At 63.2% G+C, this 16,634-nt stretch carries 16 protein-coding genes and 1 tRNA gene; 10 read left to right on the top strand and 7 right to left on the bottom strand.

Going from position 1 to position 16,634, the window contains the following annotated elements:
- Positions 1-94: 94 nt before the first annotated feature.
- The gene (gene cgtA / locus BX592_RS13500; protein WP_134192291.1) at positions 95-1,213 is read right to left on the bottom strand and encodes an Obg family GTPase CgtA; all 1,119 of its coding nucleotides are present in this window, start codon (positions 1,211-1,213) and stop codon (positions 95-97) included.
- On the opposite strand from cgtA, the gene BX592_RS13495 reads away from it, so the two are divergent.
- Positions 1,212-1,427, top strand: a complete 216-nt coding sequence (locus BX592_RS13495; RefSeq protein WP_134192290.1) for a hypothetical protein — start codon at positions 1,212-1,214, stop codon at positions 1,425-1,427. The two genes, cgtA and BX592_RS13495, sit on opposite strands and share 2 nt — an antisense overlap.
- Positions 1,428-1,433: 6 nt before the next feature.
- Here BX592_RS13495 and rpmA read toward each other — a convergent pair whose 3' ends face one another.
- Together rpmA and rplU are read right to left on the bottom strand one after the other, a co-directional pair.
- Positions 1,434-1,697: a 50S ribosomal protein L27 gene (gene rpmA / locus BX592_RS13490; RefSeq protein ID WP_134192289.1), complete on the bottom strand. Its 264-nt coding sequence runs from the start codon at positions 1,695-1,697 to the stop codon at positions 1,434-1,436.
- Between the two features lie 24 nt (positions 1,698-1,721).
- Positions 1,722-2,033 (bottom strand): 50S ribosomal protein L21, encoded by a 312-nt coding sequence (rplU, locus tag BX592_RS13485; protein WP_006025184.1) that lies wholly within the window; start codon positions 2,031-2,033, stop codon positions 1,722-1,724.
- Between the two features lie 267 nt (positions 2,034-2,300).
- On the opposite strand from rplU, the gene BX592_RS13480 reads away from it, so the two are divergent.
- The 9 genes from BX592_RS13480 (at position 2,301) to yacG (ending at position 10,675) form a co-directional block, all read left to right on the top strand.
- Positions 2,301-3,293, top strand: a complete 993-nt coding sequence (locus BX592_RS13480) for a polyprenyl synthetase family protein (protein ID WP_134192288.1) — start codon at positions 2,301-2,303, stop codon at positions 3,291-3,293.
- A 57-nt stretch (positions 3,294-3,350) separates the two neighbouring features.
- Positions 3,351-3,427 (top strand) — tRNA-Pro (locus BX592_RS13475).
- Positions 3,428-3,625: 198 nt separating this feature from the next.
- Positions 3,626-4,930, top strand: a complete 1,305-nt coding sequence (locus BX592_RS13470; RefSeq protein ID WP_208327900.1) for an HlyC/CorC family transporter — start codon at positions 3,626-3,628, stop codon at positions 4,928-4,930.
- Positions 4,931-5,249: 319 nt separating this feature from the next.
- Complete coding sequence (locus tag BX592_RS13465) at positions 5,250-6,530, top strand: GspE/PulE family protein (protein ID WP_134192286.1); 1,281 nt, start codon at positions 5,250-5,252, stop codon at positions 6,528-6,530.
- Entirely contained in the window at positions 6,527-7,759 is a 1,233-nt protein-coding gene (locus BX592_RS13460) for a type II secretion system F family protein (RefSeq protein WP_134192285.1), read from the top strand. Before BX592_RS13465 ends, BX592_RS13460 begins: the two co-directional genes overlap by 4 nt.
- Before the next feature lie 69 nt (positions 7,760-7,828).
- On the top strand, positions 7,829-8,773 hold the full coding sequence (locus BX592_RS13455; protein ID WP_134192284.1) for a prepilin peptidase: 945 nt from the start codon (positions 7,829-7,831) through the stop codon (positions 8,771-8,773).
- A 3-nt stretch (positions 8,774-8,776) separates the two neighbouring features.
- Positions 8,777-9,379: a dephospho-CoA kinase gene (gene coaE, locus BX592_RS13450; RefSeq protein ID WP_134192283.1), complete on the top strand. Its 603-nt coding sequence runs from the start codon at positions 8,777-8,779 to the stop codon at positions 9,377-9,379.
- Positions 9,380-9,606: 227 nt separating this feature from the next.
- Positions 9,607-10,362 (top strand): cell division protein ZapD, encoded by a 756-nt coding sequence (gene zapD, locus BX592_RS13445; RefSeq protein ID WP_134192282.1) that lies wholly within the window; start codon positions 9,607-9,609, stop codon positions 10,360-10,362.
- Positions 10,363-10,480: 118 nt separating this feature from the next.
- Complete coding sequence (gene yacG, locus BX592_RS13440; RefSeq protein WP_134192281.1) at positions 10,481-10,675, top strand: DNA gyrase inhibitor YacG; 195 nt, start codon at positions 10,481-10,483, stop codon at positions 10,673-10,675.
- Positions 10,676-10,713: 38 nt separating this feature from the next.
- Here yacG and BX592_RS13435 read toward each other — a convergent pair whose 3' ends face one another.
- The 4 genes from BX592_RS13435 to secA form a co-directional block, all read right to left on the bottom strand.
- The gene (locus BX592_RS13435; RefSeq protein ID WP_134192280.1) at positions 10,714-11,139 is read right to left on the bottom strand and encodes an NUDIX domain-containing protein; all 426 of its coding nucleotides are present in this window, start codon (positions 11,137-11,139) and stop codon (positions 10,714-10,716) included.
- The gene (locus tag BX592_RS13430) at positions 11,136-12,005 is read right to left on the bottom strand and encodes an ATP-binding protein (RefSeq protein WP_134192279.1); all 870 of its coding nucleotides are present in this window, start codon (positions 12,003-12,005) and stop codon (positions 11,136-11,138) included. Before BX592_RS13430 ends, BX592_RS13435 begins: the two co-directional genes overlap by 4 nt.
- A gap of 99 nt (positions 12,006-12,104) precedes the next feature.
- Positions 12,105-13,355 carry a bifunctional glutamate N-acetyltransferase/amino-acid acetyltransferase ArgJ gene (argJ, locus tag BX592_RS13425; RefSeq protein WP_134192278.1) on the bottom strand — a complete coding sequence of 417 codons (1,251 nt, stop codon included), beginning with the start codon at positions 13,353-13,355 and terminating at the stop codon, positions 12,105-12,107.
- Between the two features lie 196 nt (positions 13,356-13,551).
- Positions 13,552-16,377, bottom strand: coding sequence for a preprotein translocase subunit SecA (gene secA, locus BX592_RS13420; protein WP_134192277.1), 2,826 nt, complete (start codon positions 16,375-16,377; stop codon positions 13,552-13,554).
- Positions 16,378-16,634: the final 257 nt, after the last annotated feature.

Genomic DNA, 16,634 nt, shown 5'->3' with positions numbered 1-16,634 from the left:
AGTTCGTCAGTCGGGCTGCGACGCGCGGACGCTCAGGTTGCGCCGGCCATCGCGTCGCCGTGTTGCCGCATTGGCGTGTTTGCCGTGTTGCCGGTCAGTCTTGCGGCGGCGGGGAAGATGCTGCTGACGCGCCAGCTTCGGCATCCGGACGGAAGCGCACGTCGGCTGCGTGATCTTCCGCCTCTTCGGCGCGATGCGCATCCGAGTGTTCAGCGAGGTAGTCGTACACCGCGTAACACAGGCCCTCGCACCCTTGGCCCGTCAGCGCGGAGATCTGGAATACCGGGCCGTCCCATTCGAATCCGTTCAGGAACGCAGCCACGCGTGCTTCCCGCTCGTCCTCGGGGATCATGTCGAGCTTGTTCAGCACAAGCCAGCGAGGCTTCGCGTGCAGCAACTCGTCGTACTTGCGCAATTCGTTGACGATCGCTTTCGCTTCGGCAACCGGATCGACCGCTTCATCGAACGGTGCGAGATCGACGATATGCAACAGCAGCCCCGTGCGCTGCAAATGTCGAAGGAACTGGTGGCCAAGGCCCGCGCCTTCCGCCGCGCCTTCGATCAAGCCGGGAATATCGGCGATCACGAAACTGCGGCTCGGCCCGACGCGCACCACACCAAGGTTCGGCGCGAGCGTCGTGAACGGATAATCGGCGATTTTCGGCCGTGCGTTCGATACCGATGAAATAAAGGTCGACTTGCCCGCATTCGGCATGCCGAGCAACCCGACATCCGCGAGCACCTTCAATTCGAGGCGCACCATGCGGCGCTCACCGGGTTTACCGTCGGTCTTCTGACGCGGCGCACGGTTCGTACTCGACTTGAAATGCAGGTTACCAAGACCACCCGCTCCGCCCTTTGCGACCTGAACAACCTGATTGTGCTCGGTCAGATCGGCGATCAGTTCGCCGGTCTCGAGATCGGTAATCACGGTGCCGACCGGCATGCGCAGCGTGATGTCGTCGCCGCCCTTGCCATAGCAGTCCGAACCGCGCCCGTTCTCACCGTTGCGCGCCTGATGCTTCTTCGAATAGCGGTAGTCGATCAGCGTATTGATGTTGCGGTCCGCGATGGCATAAACGCTGCCGCCGCGCCCGCCATCGCCGCCGTCGGGGCCGCCGAACGGGACGAACTTCTCGCGGCGCATCGACGCGCTGCCATCTCCTCCGTCGCCGGCGATGACTTCGATCCTCGCTTCGTCAATGAACTTCATGCGTTACTCCGTCCCGTTTGATGCCATTCGATACCGCCTGAGCGAACTCTCGCGCTGTCGCTATTTTGCCGCGCGTAGCGTGGGTTCAACAATCGCCCGAATGGCCGTTTGCGGCGCGCGAGACGATGCCAGCGAACCGCGTGATGGAAAAATCAATAAAAAAGGCCCCGCTAACTTCGCGGGGCCTTTTTCCGGTGCTGAAGCCCGAACCTGAATTGCGTCAGGCTGCTGCCGGGACTACGTTGACCGTATGCTTCTTGTCGGCGCCTTTCGTCGCGAACTTGACGTGGCCGTCGACCAGCGCGAACAGCGTGTGATCCTTGCCGATACCGACGTTCAGGCCCGGGTGCAGACGCGTGCCGCGCTGACGGACGATGATGCCGCCGGCGAGGATTGCCTGACCGCCATAAACCTTCACGCCGAGGCGTTTCGACTCGGAGTCGCGGCCGTTCCGGGACGATCCGCCTGCCTTTTTGTGTGCCATTTGATAGCTCCTTAGCCGATGCGCTTACGCGTTGATCGCGTCGATGCGCAGTTCGGTGTAGTTCTGGCGGTGGCCGCCGTGCTTCTGGTAGTGCTTCCGGCGACGCATCTTGAAGATGGTCACTTTGGCGTGACGACCGTGGGAGACAACGGTAGCCTTGACGGAAGCCCCACTGACCAGCGGCGTACCGAACTTAATCGATTCGCCTTCGCCCACTGCGAGAACCTGGTCGAGCGTGATTTCTGCGTCAATGTCTGCCGGTATCTGTTCTACTTTAAGTTTTTCGCCGACAGCAACCTTGTACTGCTTGCCGCCGGTTTTTATGACCGCGTACATTGAAAACCTCACTCTGAATTCGTGATTCATTTTCCCGACGCACCACGCGCGGAAACCCGTGATTATACATAGAGTTAGCAGTTCGGTCAAAGTCCATCGGTATCCGGCTGGGCGAAACCGGTCGATGTTCGCGGATTCCTACGTCTGAGGCCGCTTCGATGTCCGCGGCATAGGCCGAATGGGCAGAAAAGCCGACCATGCCGACCCGGCGCCGCGGAAATTGCGCGATTCGCCTTATAATCCGCGGCATTACCCCAGATCGCCACCATGTCGTCGACCGCCACTCCCGCCCCCAACGCCGCCAGCCTGCTCGCACCCATTGCCGAAGACATGCAGCAGGTCAATCGTGTCATCCGGCACCGCCTGGCGTCCGAGGTGATGCTGATCAACCAGATTTCCGAGTACATCATCAGCGCGGGCGGCAAGCGCCTGCGTCCGGCGCTGCTGCTGCTCGTGGCGGGCGCGTTGGGCGACACGACCGGCCAGCGTCACGAACTGGCCGCGGTGATCGAGTTCATTCACACGGCGACGCTGCTGCACGACGACGTGGTCGACGAATCCGACTTGCGGCGCGGCCGGCAAACTGCGAACGCACTTTTCGGCAACGCGGCGAGCGTGCTGGTCGGCGATTTTCTCTATTCGCGCTCGTTTCAGATGATGGTCGGCGCGGGCAAGATGCGCGTAATGGAAATCCTGTCGGAAGCGACCAACATCATTTCCGAAGGCGAAGTGCTGCAGTTGCTCAACATGCACGACGCGGATGTCGACGAAGCGCGTTACATGCAGGTGATCCGCTATAAGACCGCGAAGCTGTTTGAAGCGGCCGCGCAATTGGGCGCCGTGCTGTCCGATGCAGATGGCGCGACCGAGGAAGCCGCCGCCGAATTCGGCCGCCGCATCGGCACGTCGTTTCAGATCATGGACGACTGGCTCGACTACACCGGCACGGCGGAGTCGATGGGCAAGAACGCCGGCGACGATCTGCGCGAAGGCAAGCCGACGCTGCCGCTCATTTATCTGATCGAGCGCGGCACGCCGGAGCAGGCGGCGCTTGCGCGCGACGCGATCGTGCAAGGCGGCACCGACCGGTTCGAAACTATTTTCGAAGCCATTACGCGCTCCGGCGCACTCGATCACACACTGCGGTGCGCGAAGCAGGAAGCGCAGGCAGCGGCCGCCGCTATTTCTTCGTTTCCCGATTCCATTTACAAGGAAAGCCTGCTAGAATTATGTTCTTACTCGACGACGAGGCAGTCTTAAACAAGACTCAGCTGACCGTTTAGTCCAGTAGGAGTCCGTTAGCAGATCAGGACAAATCGGGGTGTAGCTTAGCCTGGTAGAGCGCTACGTTCGGGACGTAGAGGCCGGAGGTTCGAATCCTCTCACCCCGACCAGATTTTTAAGAAACCGCGCAATATAGCGCGGTTTTTTTTCGTCCGCCTTTTCGTCGGCAGACCGTTCGCCGGTTTCTCGCATTCACGCTTCACGCGCCGCTTCATCCAGCAGCCGGCGGCCTCTGCGCTCCCGCCAATGGGCGCGCATGACCGCTCTGCTATATTCTCCCCATCCCCTTCCCCTTTACTTCACGACGCGTGGAACAACTTCCCTTATGGGCGCAGATAGGCGCCGTGTTGGTACTGCTGATCTGTTCGAGCTTCTTTTCGATTTCCGAAACGGCGATGATGGCGCTCAACCGCCATCGGCTCAAGCACCTGACCAACAAGGGCGTGCTCGGCGCAAAGACAACACAAGGCCTGCTTTCGCGCACCGACCAGTTGCTGAGCGTGATCCTGATCGGCAACAACCTGTTCAACACGATCATCCCGGTGCTCACGACGTCGATCGCGCTGCATACGTTCGGCAGCAACAGCGTCGTCCTGTCGATCGCGACCGGCATCGTCGCTTTTCTGATCATCGTGTTCGCGGAGATCGCGCCGAAAATCGTCGGCGCGACATACCCCGAAAAAATCGCGTTGCCAGCCAGCCTGTTGATCGCGCCGTTAATGCGCATCGCCAAGCCCGTCATCTGGTTCGTCAATCTGATCGCAAACGGCTTCCTGCGCCTGTTGCATATCAACACCGGTGGTGCGCGCGATCAGCGACTGTCGACTGAAGAGCTACGCACCATCGTGCTCGAGTCGGGCAGCTTCATGCCGACCAAGCACCGCAGCATCCTGCTCAATCTGTTCGACCTCGAGAACATCTCAGTCGACGATGTGATGATTCCGCGCCGCCGGATCGAGGCGCTCGATTTCGCCGCGCCATTCGATCAGATCCTGCATCAGCTCGAAACCTGCTATCACAACAAGCTGATCGTCTATCAGGGCGATATCGATCGCGTGCTCGGGGTGCTGCATGTACGCAAGACGCTGGCGGCCCTCCACAACCAGGAACTCGAACGCGAGACGCTGCGTGAGCTGCTCGCGGAGCCGTACTTCGTGCCGTCGGGCACCCCCGTTTTCCAGCAGCTGCAGTACTTCCAGGAAAGCCGCCACCGTACCGCGCTCGTCGTCAACGAATACGGCGAACTGCAGGGACTCGTCACGCCGGAAGACATCATCGAGGAACTGATCGGCGAGTTCACCACCTCGGTGCCGCGCAGCGCGAGTTCGCGCGGCGGCTGGGACGATAAAGGCGAGTGCATCGTGGCCGGCAGCATGCCGCTGCGCGAACTGAACCGCTGGCTGCAATTGCGCTTGCCGACTGACGGCCCGAAAACGCTCAACGGCCTGATCCTCGAAATACTCGAAGAGATTCCCGAGGGCGACGTTTGCGTGCAGATCGGCGATGTGAAACTCGAAGTGATGCGCAGTGACGATCAGGCAATTCGCACGGTGAAGCTGTTCCGCCCGGGACAGAAATCCGGCGCAAAGACGACGAGGCTGCTGCGGCAATAACGTACGCCGCTTACGGGCGGCAAGCGCGTCGCTGAGAGACGTATCACCGCGGCGAGCGTCACTGACAGACGCGTCGCTGACACACGCGTCGCTGGGGCACGCGTTGACCCGGTCACCGCGTCGGCGCGGCCATCGTACTGCAAATGAACGCCGCGCACAGCTAGCCGAATGGCCGAATGGCGCACGCGGGCGCCGTACCGGATCATGACTGCGTCCTATCGCACAGGCGGCTCATGGCCGGTATTCAATGACACTTCTCTCTTCCGTTGCACCACACCCACTCCGCGACACCGCTGCGCCCAACGCCGCGCCGGGCGCGATGTTTCGATCCATTGCGCGCGAAGCCGAACCAGTGTCTTACCCCGCGCCGCACGCGTCGCTGACGGCTTCCACGCAACTGAGTGCACTGGATGAAGCCGATGCCGCACCGGCGGTTCGTCTGCTGACGGAAACGCTGCAGGAAGCAGCACGCCGCAACGCGTCCGACCTGCATATCGAACCGTCGGAACAAGGTTGGCGAATTCGCTTGCGCATCGACGGTGTGCTGCACGAAGCCGCACCACCGCCGGCCCATTTGCGCGACGCGTTTGTCACGCGTGTCAAGGTGCTCGCGCGGATGGATATCGCCGAGCGCCGCGTGCCGCAGGACGGCCGGCTACGGCTCGCGACGGGCGCCGGCCGCGTCGAAGACTACCGCGTGAACTCGCTGCCGACAATCTTCGGCGAAAAGCTCGTGCTGCGACGGCTCGAATCGCTGCCCGCCGATCTCTCGCTTGATTCGCTCGGCCTGAGCACCGGGCAGTGCGCGAGCGTCGAACAGGCGATCCGCGCGCCGCATGGACTCGTGCTGGTAACCGGCCCGACCGGCAGCGGCAAGACTTTCTCGCTGTATTGCTTTTTGCAGATGCTCAACGCGCAATCGCGCAATTTGTGTTCCGTCGAAGACCCCGCGGAAATCCAGCTTGCCGGCGTCAATCAGGTCAACGTGCGCGAAAAGGCCGGACTTACATTCGCCACCGCACTCCGCGCTTTTTTGCGGCAGGACCCGGACGTGATCATGGTCGGCGAAATCCGTGACGAGGAAACCGCCGGGATCGCGGTCAAGGCCGCGCAAACCGGCCACCTCGTGCTGTCGACGCTGCATACGAACGACGCGCCCGCCGCAATCGCGCGCCTGATCGATCTCGGCGTCGAACCGTACAATCTGGCGGGCGCGCTGCGCATGGTGACCGCGCAGCGTCTCGTCCGCAAGCTGTGCACGCAGTGCCGGATGCCTGACACGCAGTCCACTGCCGCGCTTCACGCCGCATTGCGTGCCACAGGCGTACCCGAAGACCGGTTGGACGGCTGGCGCCCGTATGCCGCAGTGGGCTGCGACGCATGCCACGGCGTCGGCTATCGCGGGCGCATCGGCGTGCACCAGGTGATGCCGGTTTCCGATGCGATGCGCGAATCGATCGTCACGCACGCGAGCACCCATACGATCGCTCGGCAGGCGCGCGCGGAAGCGGTCCGCACATTGCGCGAAGCGGCGCTCGCGCGCGTTTGCGATGGCTCGACGAGTCTCGCCGAAGCGCTAAGCGCGACCGAGGTCGCATGAGGAACGACGTACTGGAATCGCTATCGGAAGAACTGCGCTTCAGATGGCGCGGCGTCGAAGCAGACGGCACACACCGGAGCGGCCATGTCATCGCGACGGATGTCGCTGCCGCACGCGCGAAGCTCAGGCGCGACGGCCTCTTTATTGTCGAACTCACCGCGCTCGGCCCGGCGCCGCGCGCGCACGCAAGCCCCGCTGATATCACGCGGTTTACCCGACAGCTCGCCAGTCTGCTGCGGGCTGGACTGCCGCTTGCGCCGTCGCTCGAACTGCTCGCGAATGCGCCTGCTTCGACAAAGAAAAGCGTTGGCATGTCGCGGATCGTCGGCGCGCTTGCGCGCAACATCGTCACGGGCTCGAGTTTTTCGCAGGCGCTGCGCTCCCGCTCCGATCAGTTCGGCCCGTTGTATTGGCAACTGGTCGCGGTCGGCGAAGCGTCCGGCGCACTCGCCAACGTGCTCGAACGCATCGCCGACGATCGTGAGCGCGCGGCCGCCCAGCGCGCGAAAGTGCGCGCGGCACTCACCTATCCGGCAGCAATCCTCGCGCTTGCGATCGTCATCACCGCCGCACTGCTGATCTGGGTCGTGCCGACCTTCAGGCAGATTTTCGACGGCTTCGGCGCGGCGCTGCCTGCGCCCACGCAGGCCGTGCTCGCGCTGTCCGCCGCGCTCACGAAATGGAGCTTGCCGATCGGTGTGTTCGGCATTGCCGCCGGCGTGAGCGTCGCCAAGCTGCTGCTCATATCGGACACCGCGCGACTGTGGTGCGCGCGCATGACATTGCGCGCCCCCATCACCGGGCCGCTGCTGACGATGCTCTGCGCGGCGCGCTGGAGCCGCGCGCTCGGAACGTTGCTGTCAGCGGGTACGCCGCTCGCCGACGCTTTCGTTTCGCTCGACGATGCAACCGGCAACGCATACTTCGACCGCGCAACCTCCGGTATTGCCGCGCGGATCAAGAACGGCGAGCGGCTCGCCGCCGCGATGCAGGCGACCCGCTGCTTTCCCGCCGAAGTGGTCCAGCCGGTCGCGGTTGCCGAAGAAGCAGGCACACTCGACAAGATGCTGATGGATGTCGCATCGCTATGCGATCGTCAGGTAGCCGAAAAAACCGGCGCGCTCGCGAGCTTGTGTGAACCGATGGTGATCGCCGTGCTCGGGCTGCTCGTCGGCGGCCTCGTGATCGCGATGTATCTTCCCATCATTCAACTTGGCAACGTGGTGTAGCATCGCAGCCGAATCGGGACATTTACCATGCCGGCCGCGTCCACATCCGTATCGGACCACCTCTACAACATGTCGCTTTTATCATCTACGGGGTTGGCTTCCACGTCGCCTTTCGCGTCGGGGTTTGCCTATCTGGGCGAGCTTGCATCGGGCATCGGCAGCGCGTTCGGCATGCTGCCGCTCACTGTACAAATCGTCTTCGCGGTTGCGTTCGGCCTCGTGGTCGGTAGCTTTCTGAATGTCGTCGTGCACCGGTTGCCGATCATGCTCGAACGCGCGTGGCGAGCCGAAGTCGCCGACGCCACCGGCCAGCATTTCGAAGACGATGGACTGCCGCCGCGCTACAACCTCTGGCTGCCGCGCAGCGCATGCCCGCATTGCGGCCACCTGCTGCACGCCTGGGAAAACGTGCCCGTCTTCAGCTATCTGCTGCTGCGTGGCCGGTGCTCGCAGTGCAAAACGCGCGTCAGCCTGCGCTATCCGGTCCTCGAAATCGCGAGCGCCGGCTGCGCCGTCGCGTCGCTCGTGGTGTTCGGCGCGAGCGGCACGGCAATCGCCGCGTTCGGGCTCTGCGCGACGCTGCTCGCCATGAGCGCGATCGACATCGACACGCACCTGCTGCCCGATTCGCTGACACTGCCGCTGCTGTGGGCGGGCCTCATTCTCAACTTCGGCGGCCTGTTCGCGAGCTTGCACGACGCGGTGCTCGGCGCGGTCGGCGGCTATCTCGCGCTATGGTGCGTACACTGGCTGTTCAAGCTGATACGAGGCATCGAAGGCATGGGCTATGGCGACTTCAAGCTACTCGCCGCGCTCGGCGCATGGCTTGGCTGGGCCGCGCTGCCGCAGGTCATCCTGATCGCCGCAGTGGCCGGTGCGGTGGTCGGCCTCGTCGCCACCTGGCGCGGACGGATGCGCTTTGAAGAGCCACTGCCGTTCGGTCCGTTTCTTGCGGCGGGCGGCGCGCTCACGCTGTTTATCGGTACCCCGTTCTACATGGCGCTGGGAGGCTGACGCATGTTTGCAGTCGGGTTGACGGGTGGCATTGGCAGCGGCAAGTCGTTCGTCGCGCAGCGCTTCGCGGCGCGCGGCGTGCCGATCGTCGACACCGATGCGATCGCGCATCGCATCACCGCGCCGAACGGCATCGCGATGCCGGCCATCGCAAGCGAGTTTGGCGCATCGTTTGTCGCGCAAGACGGCTCGCTCGATCGCGCACGTATGCGCACGCTGGTCTTTAGCGACGAAACTGCGCGGCGCCGTCTCGAGGCGATCACTCACCCGCTGATCCGCGCGGAGACTGAACGCGAGCGTCAGCAGGCAAGCGGCCCTTACGTCGTCATCGTTGTGCCGCTGCTGGTCGAATCGGGAACCTGGAAGGGGCGCGTGGACCGCGTGCTCGTTATCGATTGCAGCATCGACACGCAAATCGTTCGTGTGATGAGCCGCAACGCGTTCACGCGCGAGCAGGTGCTCGCGATCATCGCCCGGCAGGCGACGCGGGACGCGCGTCTCGCCGCGGCTGACGACGTGATCGTCAACGACAATCTGCCGCTCGAATCGCTCGACGCGCGCGTCGACGAATTGCATCGGCTGTATGCGTCATGTGCCGGTCATTAGCAGCCGTCCGCAAGGCCGGATAACGCTGCGCACATAGCCGTCCAGATCGTGCGCCCCCCCCCAAACGCACGCGATTGCGTAAAAATCGGGCAGTGCGTAGCGATCTTGCAGTAACAAAAGCGAAAAAATTGCGAACTGGACGGAACCAGTGTTTCATTGCTAGCGTAGAGTCACGGCATTAGAATGTCCTGCAATTCCGTTACCGACCACGCGCGAGGCGAGCCCGCTTGATTCTTTACGAGTATCCCTTCAACGAGCGAATCAGAACGCTATTGCGCCTCGAAGACCTGTTCGAGCGCTTCACGTTCTTTTTGACTCAGGAAGATCCGAGGGAACATCACGTCGCGCTCACCACGCTGTTCGAGATCGCGGAGGTTGCGGGCCGTGCGGATCTGAAGTCTGATCTGATGAAGGAACTCGAGCGGCAGCGTCAAACGCTCGCACCGTTCCGCGGCAATCCCGGCATCGAGCAGAACGCGCTCGAGGCCGTCCTCGGCGAAATCGAACAGACACTCGCCGGTCTCGCGCAGATGCAAGGCAAGACCGGGCAGCATCTGTCCGACAACGAATGGCTGTCCAGTATCCGCAGCCGCGCGATCATTCCGGGCGGCACCTGCAAGTTCGATCTTCCGTCGTACTACTCATGGCAGCAGACGCATCCGGATCAGCGCCGCCAGGATATCGCGAAGTGGGTGATGCCGTTGCTGCCGCTGCGCGACGCGGCCGCCATCGTGCTGCGTCTTGCGCGCGAGTCCGGTCAGGCGTCGAAGGTCATGGCGATGCAGGGCAGCTACCAGCAGATGCTGTCAGGCCGCACGTACCAGTTGATGCAAGTGCGCGTCGCGCCGGAATTGCACGTCATTCCGGAAGCGAGCGCGAACAAATACATGCTGTGGGTCCGTTATACGGTGCAGGATGGCGATCTGCGGCCGCGCGCAGTCGACGTCGACGTGCCGTTCCAGCTTACGCTGTGTAGTCTTTGAGCATGATCGTGTTCCGGCAACGCAACGATGGCTAAGGGCTCGCGCCGAGCTTTAACCTGAAACGAACGCCCCCAGATTCGACGTTCGTTACGTTTCGATCGACACCGCCTCAAACAGAATGACCACCGTCGTCAAATGCCCGACCTGCGGCAAGGATGTCCGCTGGACCCCGGAAAGCCGCTTTCGCCCGTTCTGCTCGGAACGCTGCAAGCAGATCGACCTCGGCGCCTGGGCCGCCGAAAAGTACAAGATTGGCAGCAACGATGAAGAACCGCCAACCGACGATGCGTCCGGCGATAACGCGCATCATTGAAGGTCGCGGACGCAGGCTCCCACACTCTTTGCGCCGCGTCACTCAGCCGCGAGCCACTCGAGTACCGGTATCGTCGCAGGAAGTAGCGGTGTCACATCGGCGGGCAGCGTCTGCCAGACGAACGCCTGGCCCTCGCGCCCGTGCGGCTCGCCGGTCCACGCGGTGACCTTGCAAAAGTAAAGCCGCACATACGCGTGCGGATAGTCGTGCTCCAGCGTATGCCACCGATGGCACGCCTGCACGTCGATACCCAGTTCTTCGTGCAGCTCGCGCGCGAGCGCCGACTCGACGGTTTCGCCGGGCTCGAGCTTGCCGCCCGGGAATTCCCAGTAACCTTCGTAAGGCTTGCCGGCCGGCCGCTGCGCAAGCAGATAACGACCGTCCGGCTGCACCAGCACGCCGACCGCAACTTCCGTTACCGGCCGCGCCGCGGGCTGCGCCTGATTATCGACGCGGCCGCTCATGCCTGCGCCCGGCGGCCCGACCAGTCGCGTGCAAACTGCCACGCGACCCGTCCGGAACGCGAGCCGCGTTCGAGCGCCCACACGAGCGCATCGCCGCGCGCGGCTTCGACGCCGGCGTCGTCGCAACCGAAATGGCGCAACCAGTGCGCGACGATCGCGAGGTAATCATCCTGCTTGAACGGATAGAAGCTGACCCACAGGCCGAACCGCTCGGACAGCGAGATCTTTTCCTCGACCACTTCGCCCGGATGAATCTCACCGTCCGCCGTATGCTTGTACGTCTCGTTGTCGCTCATGTATTCGGGCAACAGATGGCGGCGGTTCGACGTCGCGTAGATCAGCACGTTGTCGGACTGAGCGGCCACCGACCCGTCCAGCGCGACCTTCAGCGCCTTGTAACCGGATTCGCCCTCCTCGAATGACAGATCGTCGCAGAACACGATAAAGCGCTCCGGCCGCGTCGAGATCAGATCGACGATATCGCCGAGATCGTGCAGATCGTCCTTGTCGACCTCGATCAGCCGCAGCCCATCCTTCGCATACGCGTTCAGACACGCCTTGATCAGCGACGACTTGCCGGTGCCGCGCGCACCCGTCAGCAGCACATTGTTGGCCGGCTGCTTGCGCACGAACTGCCGCGTGTTCTGCTCGATCAGATCCTTTTGACGGTCGATATTCTGCAAGTCGGCAAACGAAATCGACGAGATCGTCGGCACCGGCTGCAGAAAACCGCGGCCCTGGCGTTTGCGCCAGCGAAACGCAATCGCGGCGCCCCAATCGACGTCAGGCGCCGCCGGCGGCAGCATTGCTTCAAGACGGCCCAGCACCGCTTCGGCGCGGGTCAACAGCAGTTCGAGTTTTTCCATGGCTAAAGTGAGAGGCGAATCGGGGTCAAGGCAAACATGAAAGCCGGCGGGCGGCACATTCCGAACAGGCGGTGTCTGCGCCGCCGGCACTGCACCCGATCAGGAACGGTAATCGGCGTTGATACTCACGTAGTCGTGAGACAGGTCGCAGGTCCAGATCGTCGCTTGCGCGTTACCGCGGCCTAGCAGCACGCGAATCGCGATCTCGCTCTTTTTCATCACGCGCTGGCCGTCTTCTTCACGATACGCCGGATTGCGCCCGCCTGCCTTCGCGACCAGCACGTCATCCAGATACAGATCGATCTTGCCGACGTCGAGGTCGTCGACGCCCGCATAGCCGATCGCCGCGAGAATGCGCCCGAGGTTCGGATCGGACGCGTAGAACGCCGTTTTGACGAGCGGCGAGTGCCCGATCGCATAAGCGATCTGCCGGCATTCGGCGATGCTCGTGCCGCCTTCGACCTGCACCGTCATGAACTTCGTCGCGCCCTCGCCGTCGCGCACGATCAGCTGCGCGAGCGTCTGCGCGACTTCGGTGACCGCATCGCGCAGCGCCGCGTAAGCCGCCGACCCGGTCGACGTAATCGCCGGCAGGCTCGACTTGCCCGACGCGATCAGGATGAACGAATCGTTGGTCGACGTATCGCCGTCGATCGTGATGCAGTTGAACGAGCGGTCCGCAACATGTTTGACGAGTGCGTCGAGCACCGGCTGCGTGAGCGCGGCGTCGAACGCGAGAAAGCCCAGCATGGTCGCCATGTTCGGCTTGATCATGCCGGCGCCCTTGCTGATGCCGGTCATCGTGACCGTGTGGCCATCGATCGTCACCTGGCGCGACGCGGCTTTCGGCAGCGTGTCCGTGGTCATGATCGCTTGCGCGGCATCGTACCAGTGCGCGGCCGCACGGTTCGCCAGCGCGGCCGGCAAACCCGCCTTCAGGCGGTCTATCGGCAGCGGTTCGAGAATCACGCCGGTCGAAAACGGCAGCACCTGATGCGGCGCGATGCCAGCGAGCCGCGCAAGCTCGTCGCACGTTTCGCGCGCGTGCGCGAGGCCCGGTTCGCCGGTGCCTGCATTCGCGTTGCCCGTGTTGATAACCAGCGCGCGGATACCCTTGCCATCCGCACCGCCATTGCGCACGCGCTCCAGATGTTCGCGGCACACCGTCACCGGCGCCGCGCAAAACCGGTTCGACGTGAACACACCCGCCACCGTCGCCCCTTCGTCGACGGAGATGACGAGCACGTCCTTGCGGTTCGGCTTGCGGATATGCGCCTCGGCCCAGCCGAGCGTCACACCCGGTACCGGATGAAGTTGAGCGGGTTCAATCGAAGGGAAATTGACAGCCATGGTAGCGACCTGTCGAAGGTAAAAATGCCGGCGGGCGCCGGCATCGGATCATAACTGGCCGCGCGGCATCGCGCCGGGCGGTCACGAAAACAGCTGCAATGTATCGCACAAATGCCCGCGCATGCGCACGGGCGCGCGTGTCATTGCAGCGATGCAAACAACGCGGCGCGCATCGAGCGCGCCGCCTGTGTAACGATCACGCGATCTTGCCGTGACACTGCTTGTACTTCTTGCCGCTGCCGCATGGGCATGGATCGTTGCGACCGACCTTCGGGATGCCGTCGCCTGGCAACGGTGCGGCGGCAGCGCCGCCTTTCGGCGCATGGCTCATCGCATCGCCGATCATCGTCGCGGCTGCGTCGGCTGCGACAGGCGCCACCGCGACAGCCGTGGCCGCGTTCGAATCCGAATAGTCCGCGTGACGGAATTCGACGTTCTCCAGATGGCCGCCCTGCTCTTCGTACTGCTCGGCCGCCTGCTCGAGCTGCTCCGGCGACTGGATCTGCACGTTCATCACGATGCGCGTGACTTCGAGCTTCACCGCATCGAGCATCGCTGCAAACAGTTCGAACGCCTCACGCTTGTATTCCTGCTTCGGGTTCTTCTGTGCATAGCCGCGCAGATGGATGCCCTGGCGCAGGTGATCGAGGGCCGCGAGGTGCTCGCGCCAGCTGCGATCGAGCGTCTGCAGCATGATCGAGCGCTCGAACGCGCTGAACGACTCGCGGCCAACCAGCGTGACCTTCCCCTCGTACGCTTCATCGGCAGCCGCGAGCACGGCTTCGAGAATCTCGTCCGCATCGATCGATTGCGATTCGTTGATCATCTCCTGAATCGCCAGGTCGAGCTGCCAGTCGTTGCGCAGCGCTTCTTCGAGCTCGGGCACATCCCACTGCTCTTCGATGCTGCCCGCCGGCACGAACTGGTGCACGATGTCGCTGATCACGCCATGGCGCATCGCGCCGATCGTTTCGGTGATGTCGTGCGCTTCGAGCAGCTCGTTGCGCTGCTGGTAGATCACCTTGCGCTGGTCGTTCGCGACGTCGTCGTATTCGAGCAGCTGCTTGCGGATATCGAAGTTGCGCGCCTCGACCTTGCGCTGCGCGGATTCGATCGAACGCGTGACGATGCCGGCCTCGATCGCCTCGCCTTCGGGCATCTTCAGCCGGTCCATGATCGCGCGCACCCGGTCGCCGGCAAAAATGCGCAGCAGCGGATCTTCCAGCGACAGGAAGAAACGCGACGAACCCGGGTCGCCCTGCCGACCCGCACGGCCACGCAGCTGGTTGTCGATCCGGCGCGACTCGTGGCGTTCGGTGCCGATGATGTGCAAGCCGCCCGCCGCCTTCACCTGATCGTGTAGCGTCTGCCATTCGCCATGCAGCTGCGCGATGCGGCGCTGCTTTTCGTCCGCGGGGATCGTCTCGTCCACCTCGAGGAACGCGGCCTGCTTCTCCGCATTGCCGCCAAGCACGATGTCGGTACCGCGGCCGGCCATGTTGGTCGCGATCGTAATGCGCTGCGGCCGCCCGGCCTCCGCGACGATGGCCGCCTCGCGCTCGTGCTGCTTCGCGTTCAGCACCTCGTGCGGCAAGCCCGCCTTCTTCAGCAACTGCGACAGCAATTCCGAGTTTTCGATCGACGTCGTGCCGACCAGCACCGGCTGGCCGCGCTCGAAGCATTCGCGAATATCGCGGATCACCGCGTCGTAGCGTTCGCGCGCGGTCTTGTAGATCTGATCCTGCCGGTCGAGCCGCTTCGGCGGCCGGTTGGTTGGAATCACAACGGTTTCGAGGCCGTAGATCTCGTTGAATTCGTACGCTTCGGTATCGGCCGTACCGGTCATGCCGGACAGCTTCCCGTACATGCGGAAGTAGTTCTGGAACGTGATCGATGCGAGCGTCTGGTTCTCGCTCTGGATCTTCACGTGTTCCTTCGCTTCGACCGCCTGGTGCAGACCATCGGACCAGCGGCGACCGGCCATCAGACGGCCGGTGAATTCGTCGACGATGATCACTTCGCCGTTCTGCACCACATAGTGCTGGTCGCGGTGGAACAGCGTATGCGCGCGCAGCGCCGCGTACACGTGGTGCATCAGCGTGATGTTCTGCGGCGCGTACAGGCTCTCGCCCTCGCCGATCAGGCCCCACTCGGCGAGCAGCCGCTCGGCCTTCTCATGGCCAGACTCGGTGAGAAACACCTGGCGCGCTTTCTCGTCGAGCGTATAGTCGCCCGGCTTTTCGACGCCGGTGCCGTCAGCCTTCTCTTCGCCGATCTGCCGCTCGAGCAGCGGCGGCAGCGCGTTCATCCGCACGTACAGCTCAGTGTGATCTTCCGCCTGGCCCGAAATAATGAGCGGCGTACGCGCCTCGTCGATCAGGATCGAGTCGACTTCGTCGACGATCGCGAAGTTGAGCGCGCGCTGCACGCGCGACTCAGTCTCGTAGACCATGTTGTCGCGCAGATAGTCGAAGCCGAACTCGTTGTTGGTGCCGTACGTGATGTCCGATGCGTACGCCTCCTGCTTCAGGCTGTGATCCATCTGTGACAGATTCACGCCGACCGACAGCCCGAGGAAGTTGTACAGACGCCCCATCCATTCGGCATCCCGCTGGGCGAGATAGTCGTTCACCGTCACGACGTGCACGCCGCGGCCGGACAGCGCATTCAGATACGCGGCGAGCGTCGCAACCAGCGTCTTGCCCTCGCCGGTGCGCATTTCCGCGATCTTGCCGTAGTGGAGCACCATCCCGCCGATCAGCTGTACATCGAAGTGGCGCATCTTCAGCACGCGCTTGCTGGCCTCGCGGCACACCGCGAATGCCTCCGGTAGCAGCTTGTCGAGCGACTCGCCGCCCGCGACCCGCTGCCGGAATTCATCCGTTTTCGCGCGCAATTGATCGTCCGTCAATTGCTCGATCTGCGTCTCGAGCGCATTGATCGACACGACGGTCTTTTGATATTGCTTGACGAGCCGCTGGTTGCGACTGCCAAAAATCTTTTGTAGAAAACCGGTGGTCATCGGATCGGTATCTGTGCGTCGCGGCTTCGGCACGAAAACGGAACAGCGCGGAACAGCGCGGCCGGGGTGGTGCGCTCGCTTGCCCGGTGTCGGAATGCCTCGGCGCGGCTTGTCAAGGAGTGAATTCGAATCGGGGATTTTAGCACGCAGCCTACGGCGCGCCTGTGTCGTGCGTGAGAAGGTTGAGCCTGATCCCTGACAGCCATTCTGGCGCTTGCCGCAGCCCTCGTCACCGTGTCTGGATCAATTTGTCCGCT

Origin of the sequence: Paraburkholderia rhizosphaerae (assembly GCF_004366595.1) — a bacterium.
Classification (GTDB): domain Bacteria; phylum Pseudomonadota; class Gammaproteobacteria; order Burkholderiales; family Burkholderiaceae; genus Paraburkholderia; species Paraburkholderia rhizosphaerae.
Note: the sequence above shows the minus strand (reverse complement) of the source record. Positions and strands in the feature narration are given on the sequence as shown.

What these genes read in the sequence shown, in the direction of transcription:
- BX592_RS13495 (WP_134192290.1), top strand. Translation starts at nt 1,212, where the DNA reads ATGCGTTACTCCGTCCCGTTTGATGCCATTCGATACCGCCTGAGCGAA.
- cgtA (WP_134192291.1), bottom strand. Translation starts at nt 1,213, where the DNA reads ATGAAGTTCATTGACGAAGCGAGGATCGAAGTCATCGCCGGCGACGGA.
- rpmA (WP_134192289.1), bottom strand. Translation starts at nt 1,697, where the DNA reads ATGGCACACAAAAAGGCAGGCGGATCGTCCCGGAACGGCCGCGACTCC.
- rplU (WP_006025184.1), bottom strand. Translation starts at nt 2,033, where the DNA reads ATGTACGCGGTCATAAAAACCGGCGGCAAGCAGTACAAGGTTGCTGTC.
- BX592_RS13480 (WP_134192288.1), top strand. Translation starts at nt 2,301, where the DNA reads ATGTCGTCGACCGCCACTCCCGCCCCCAACGCCGCCAGCCTGCTCGCA.
- BX592_RS13465 (WP_134192286.1), top strand. Translation starts at nt 5,250, where the DNA reads ATGTTTCGATCCATTGCGCGCGAAGCCGAACCAGTGTCTTACCCCGCG.
- BX592_RS13460 (WP_134192285.1), top strand. Translation starts at nt 6,527, where the DNA reads ATGAGGAACGACGTACTGGAATCGCTATCGGAAGAACTGCGCTTCAGA.
- BX592_RS13455 (WP_134192284.1), top strand. Translation starts at nt 7,829, where the DNA reads ATGTCGCTTTTATCATCTACGGGGTTGGCTTCCACGTCGCCTTTCGCG.
- coaE (WP_134192283.1), top strand. Translation starts at nt 8,777, where the DNA reads ATGTTTGCAGTCGGGTTGACGGGTGGCATTGGCAGCGGCAAGTCGTTC.
- yacG (WP_134192281.1), top strand. Translation starts at nt 10,481, where the DNA reads ATGACCACCGTCGTCAAATGCCCGACCTGCGGCAAGGATGTCCGCTGG.
- BX592_RS13435 (WP_134192280.1), bottom strand. Translation starts at nt 11,139, where the DNA reads ATGAGCGGCCGCGTCGATAATCAGGCGCAGCCCGCGGCGCGGCCGGTA.
- BX592_RS13430 (WP_134192279.1), bottom strand. Translation starts at nt 12,005, where the DNA reads ATGGAAAAACTCGAACTGCTGTTGACCCGCGCCGAAGCGGTGCTGGGC.
- argJ (WP_134192278.1), bottom strand. Translation starts at nt 13,355, where the DNA reads ATGGCTGTCAATTTCCCTTCGATTGAACCCGCTCAACTTCATCCGGTA.
- secA (WP_134192277.1), bottom strand. Translation starts at nt 16,377, where the DNA reads ATGACCACCGGTTTTCTACAAAAGATTTTTGGCAGTCGCAACCAGCGG.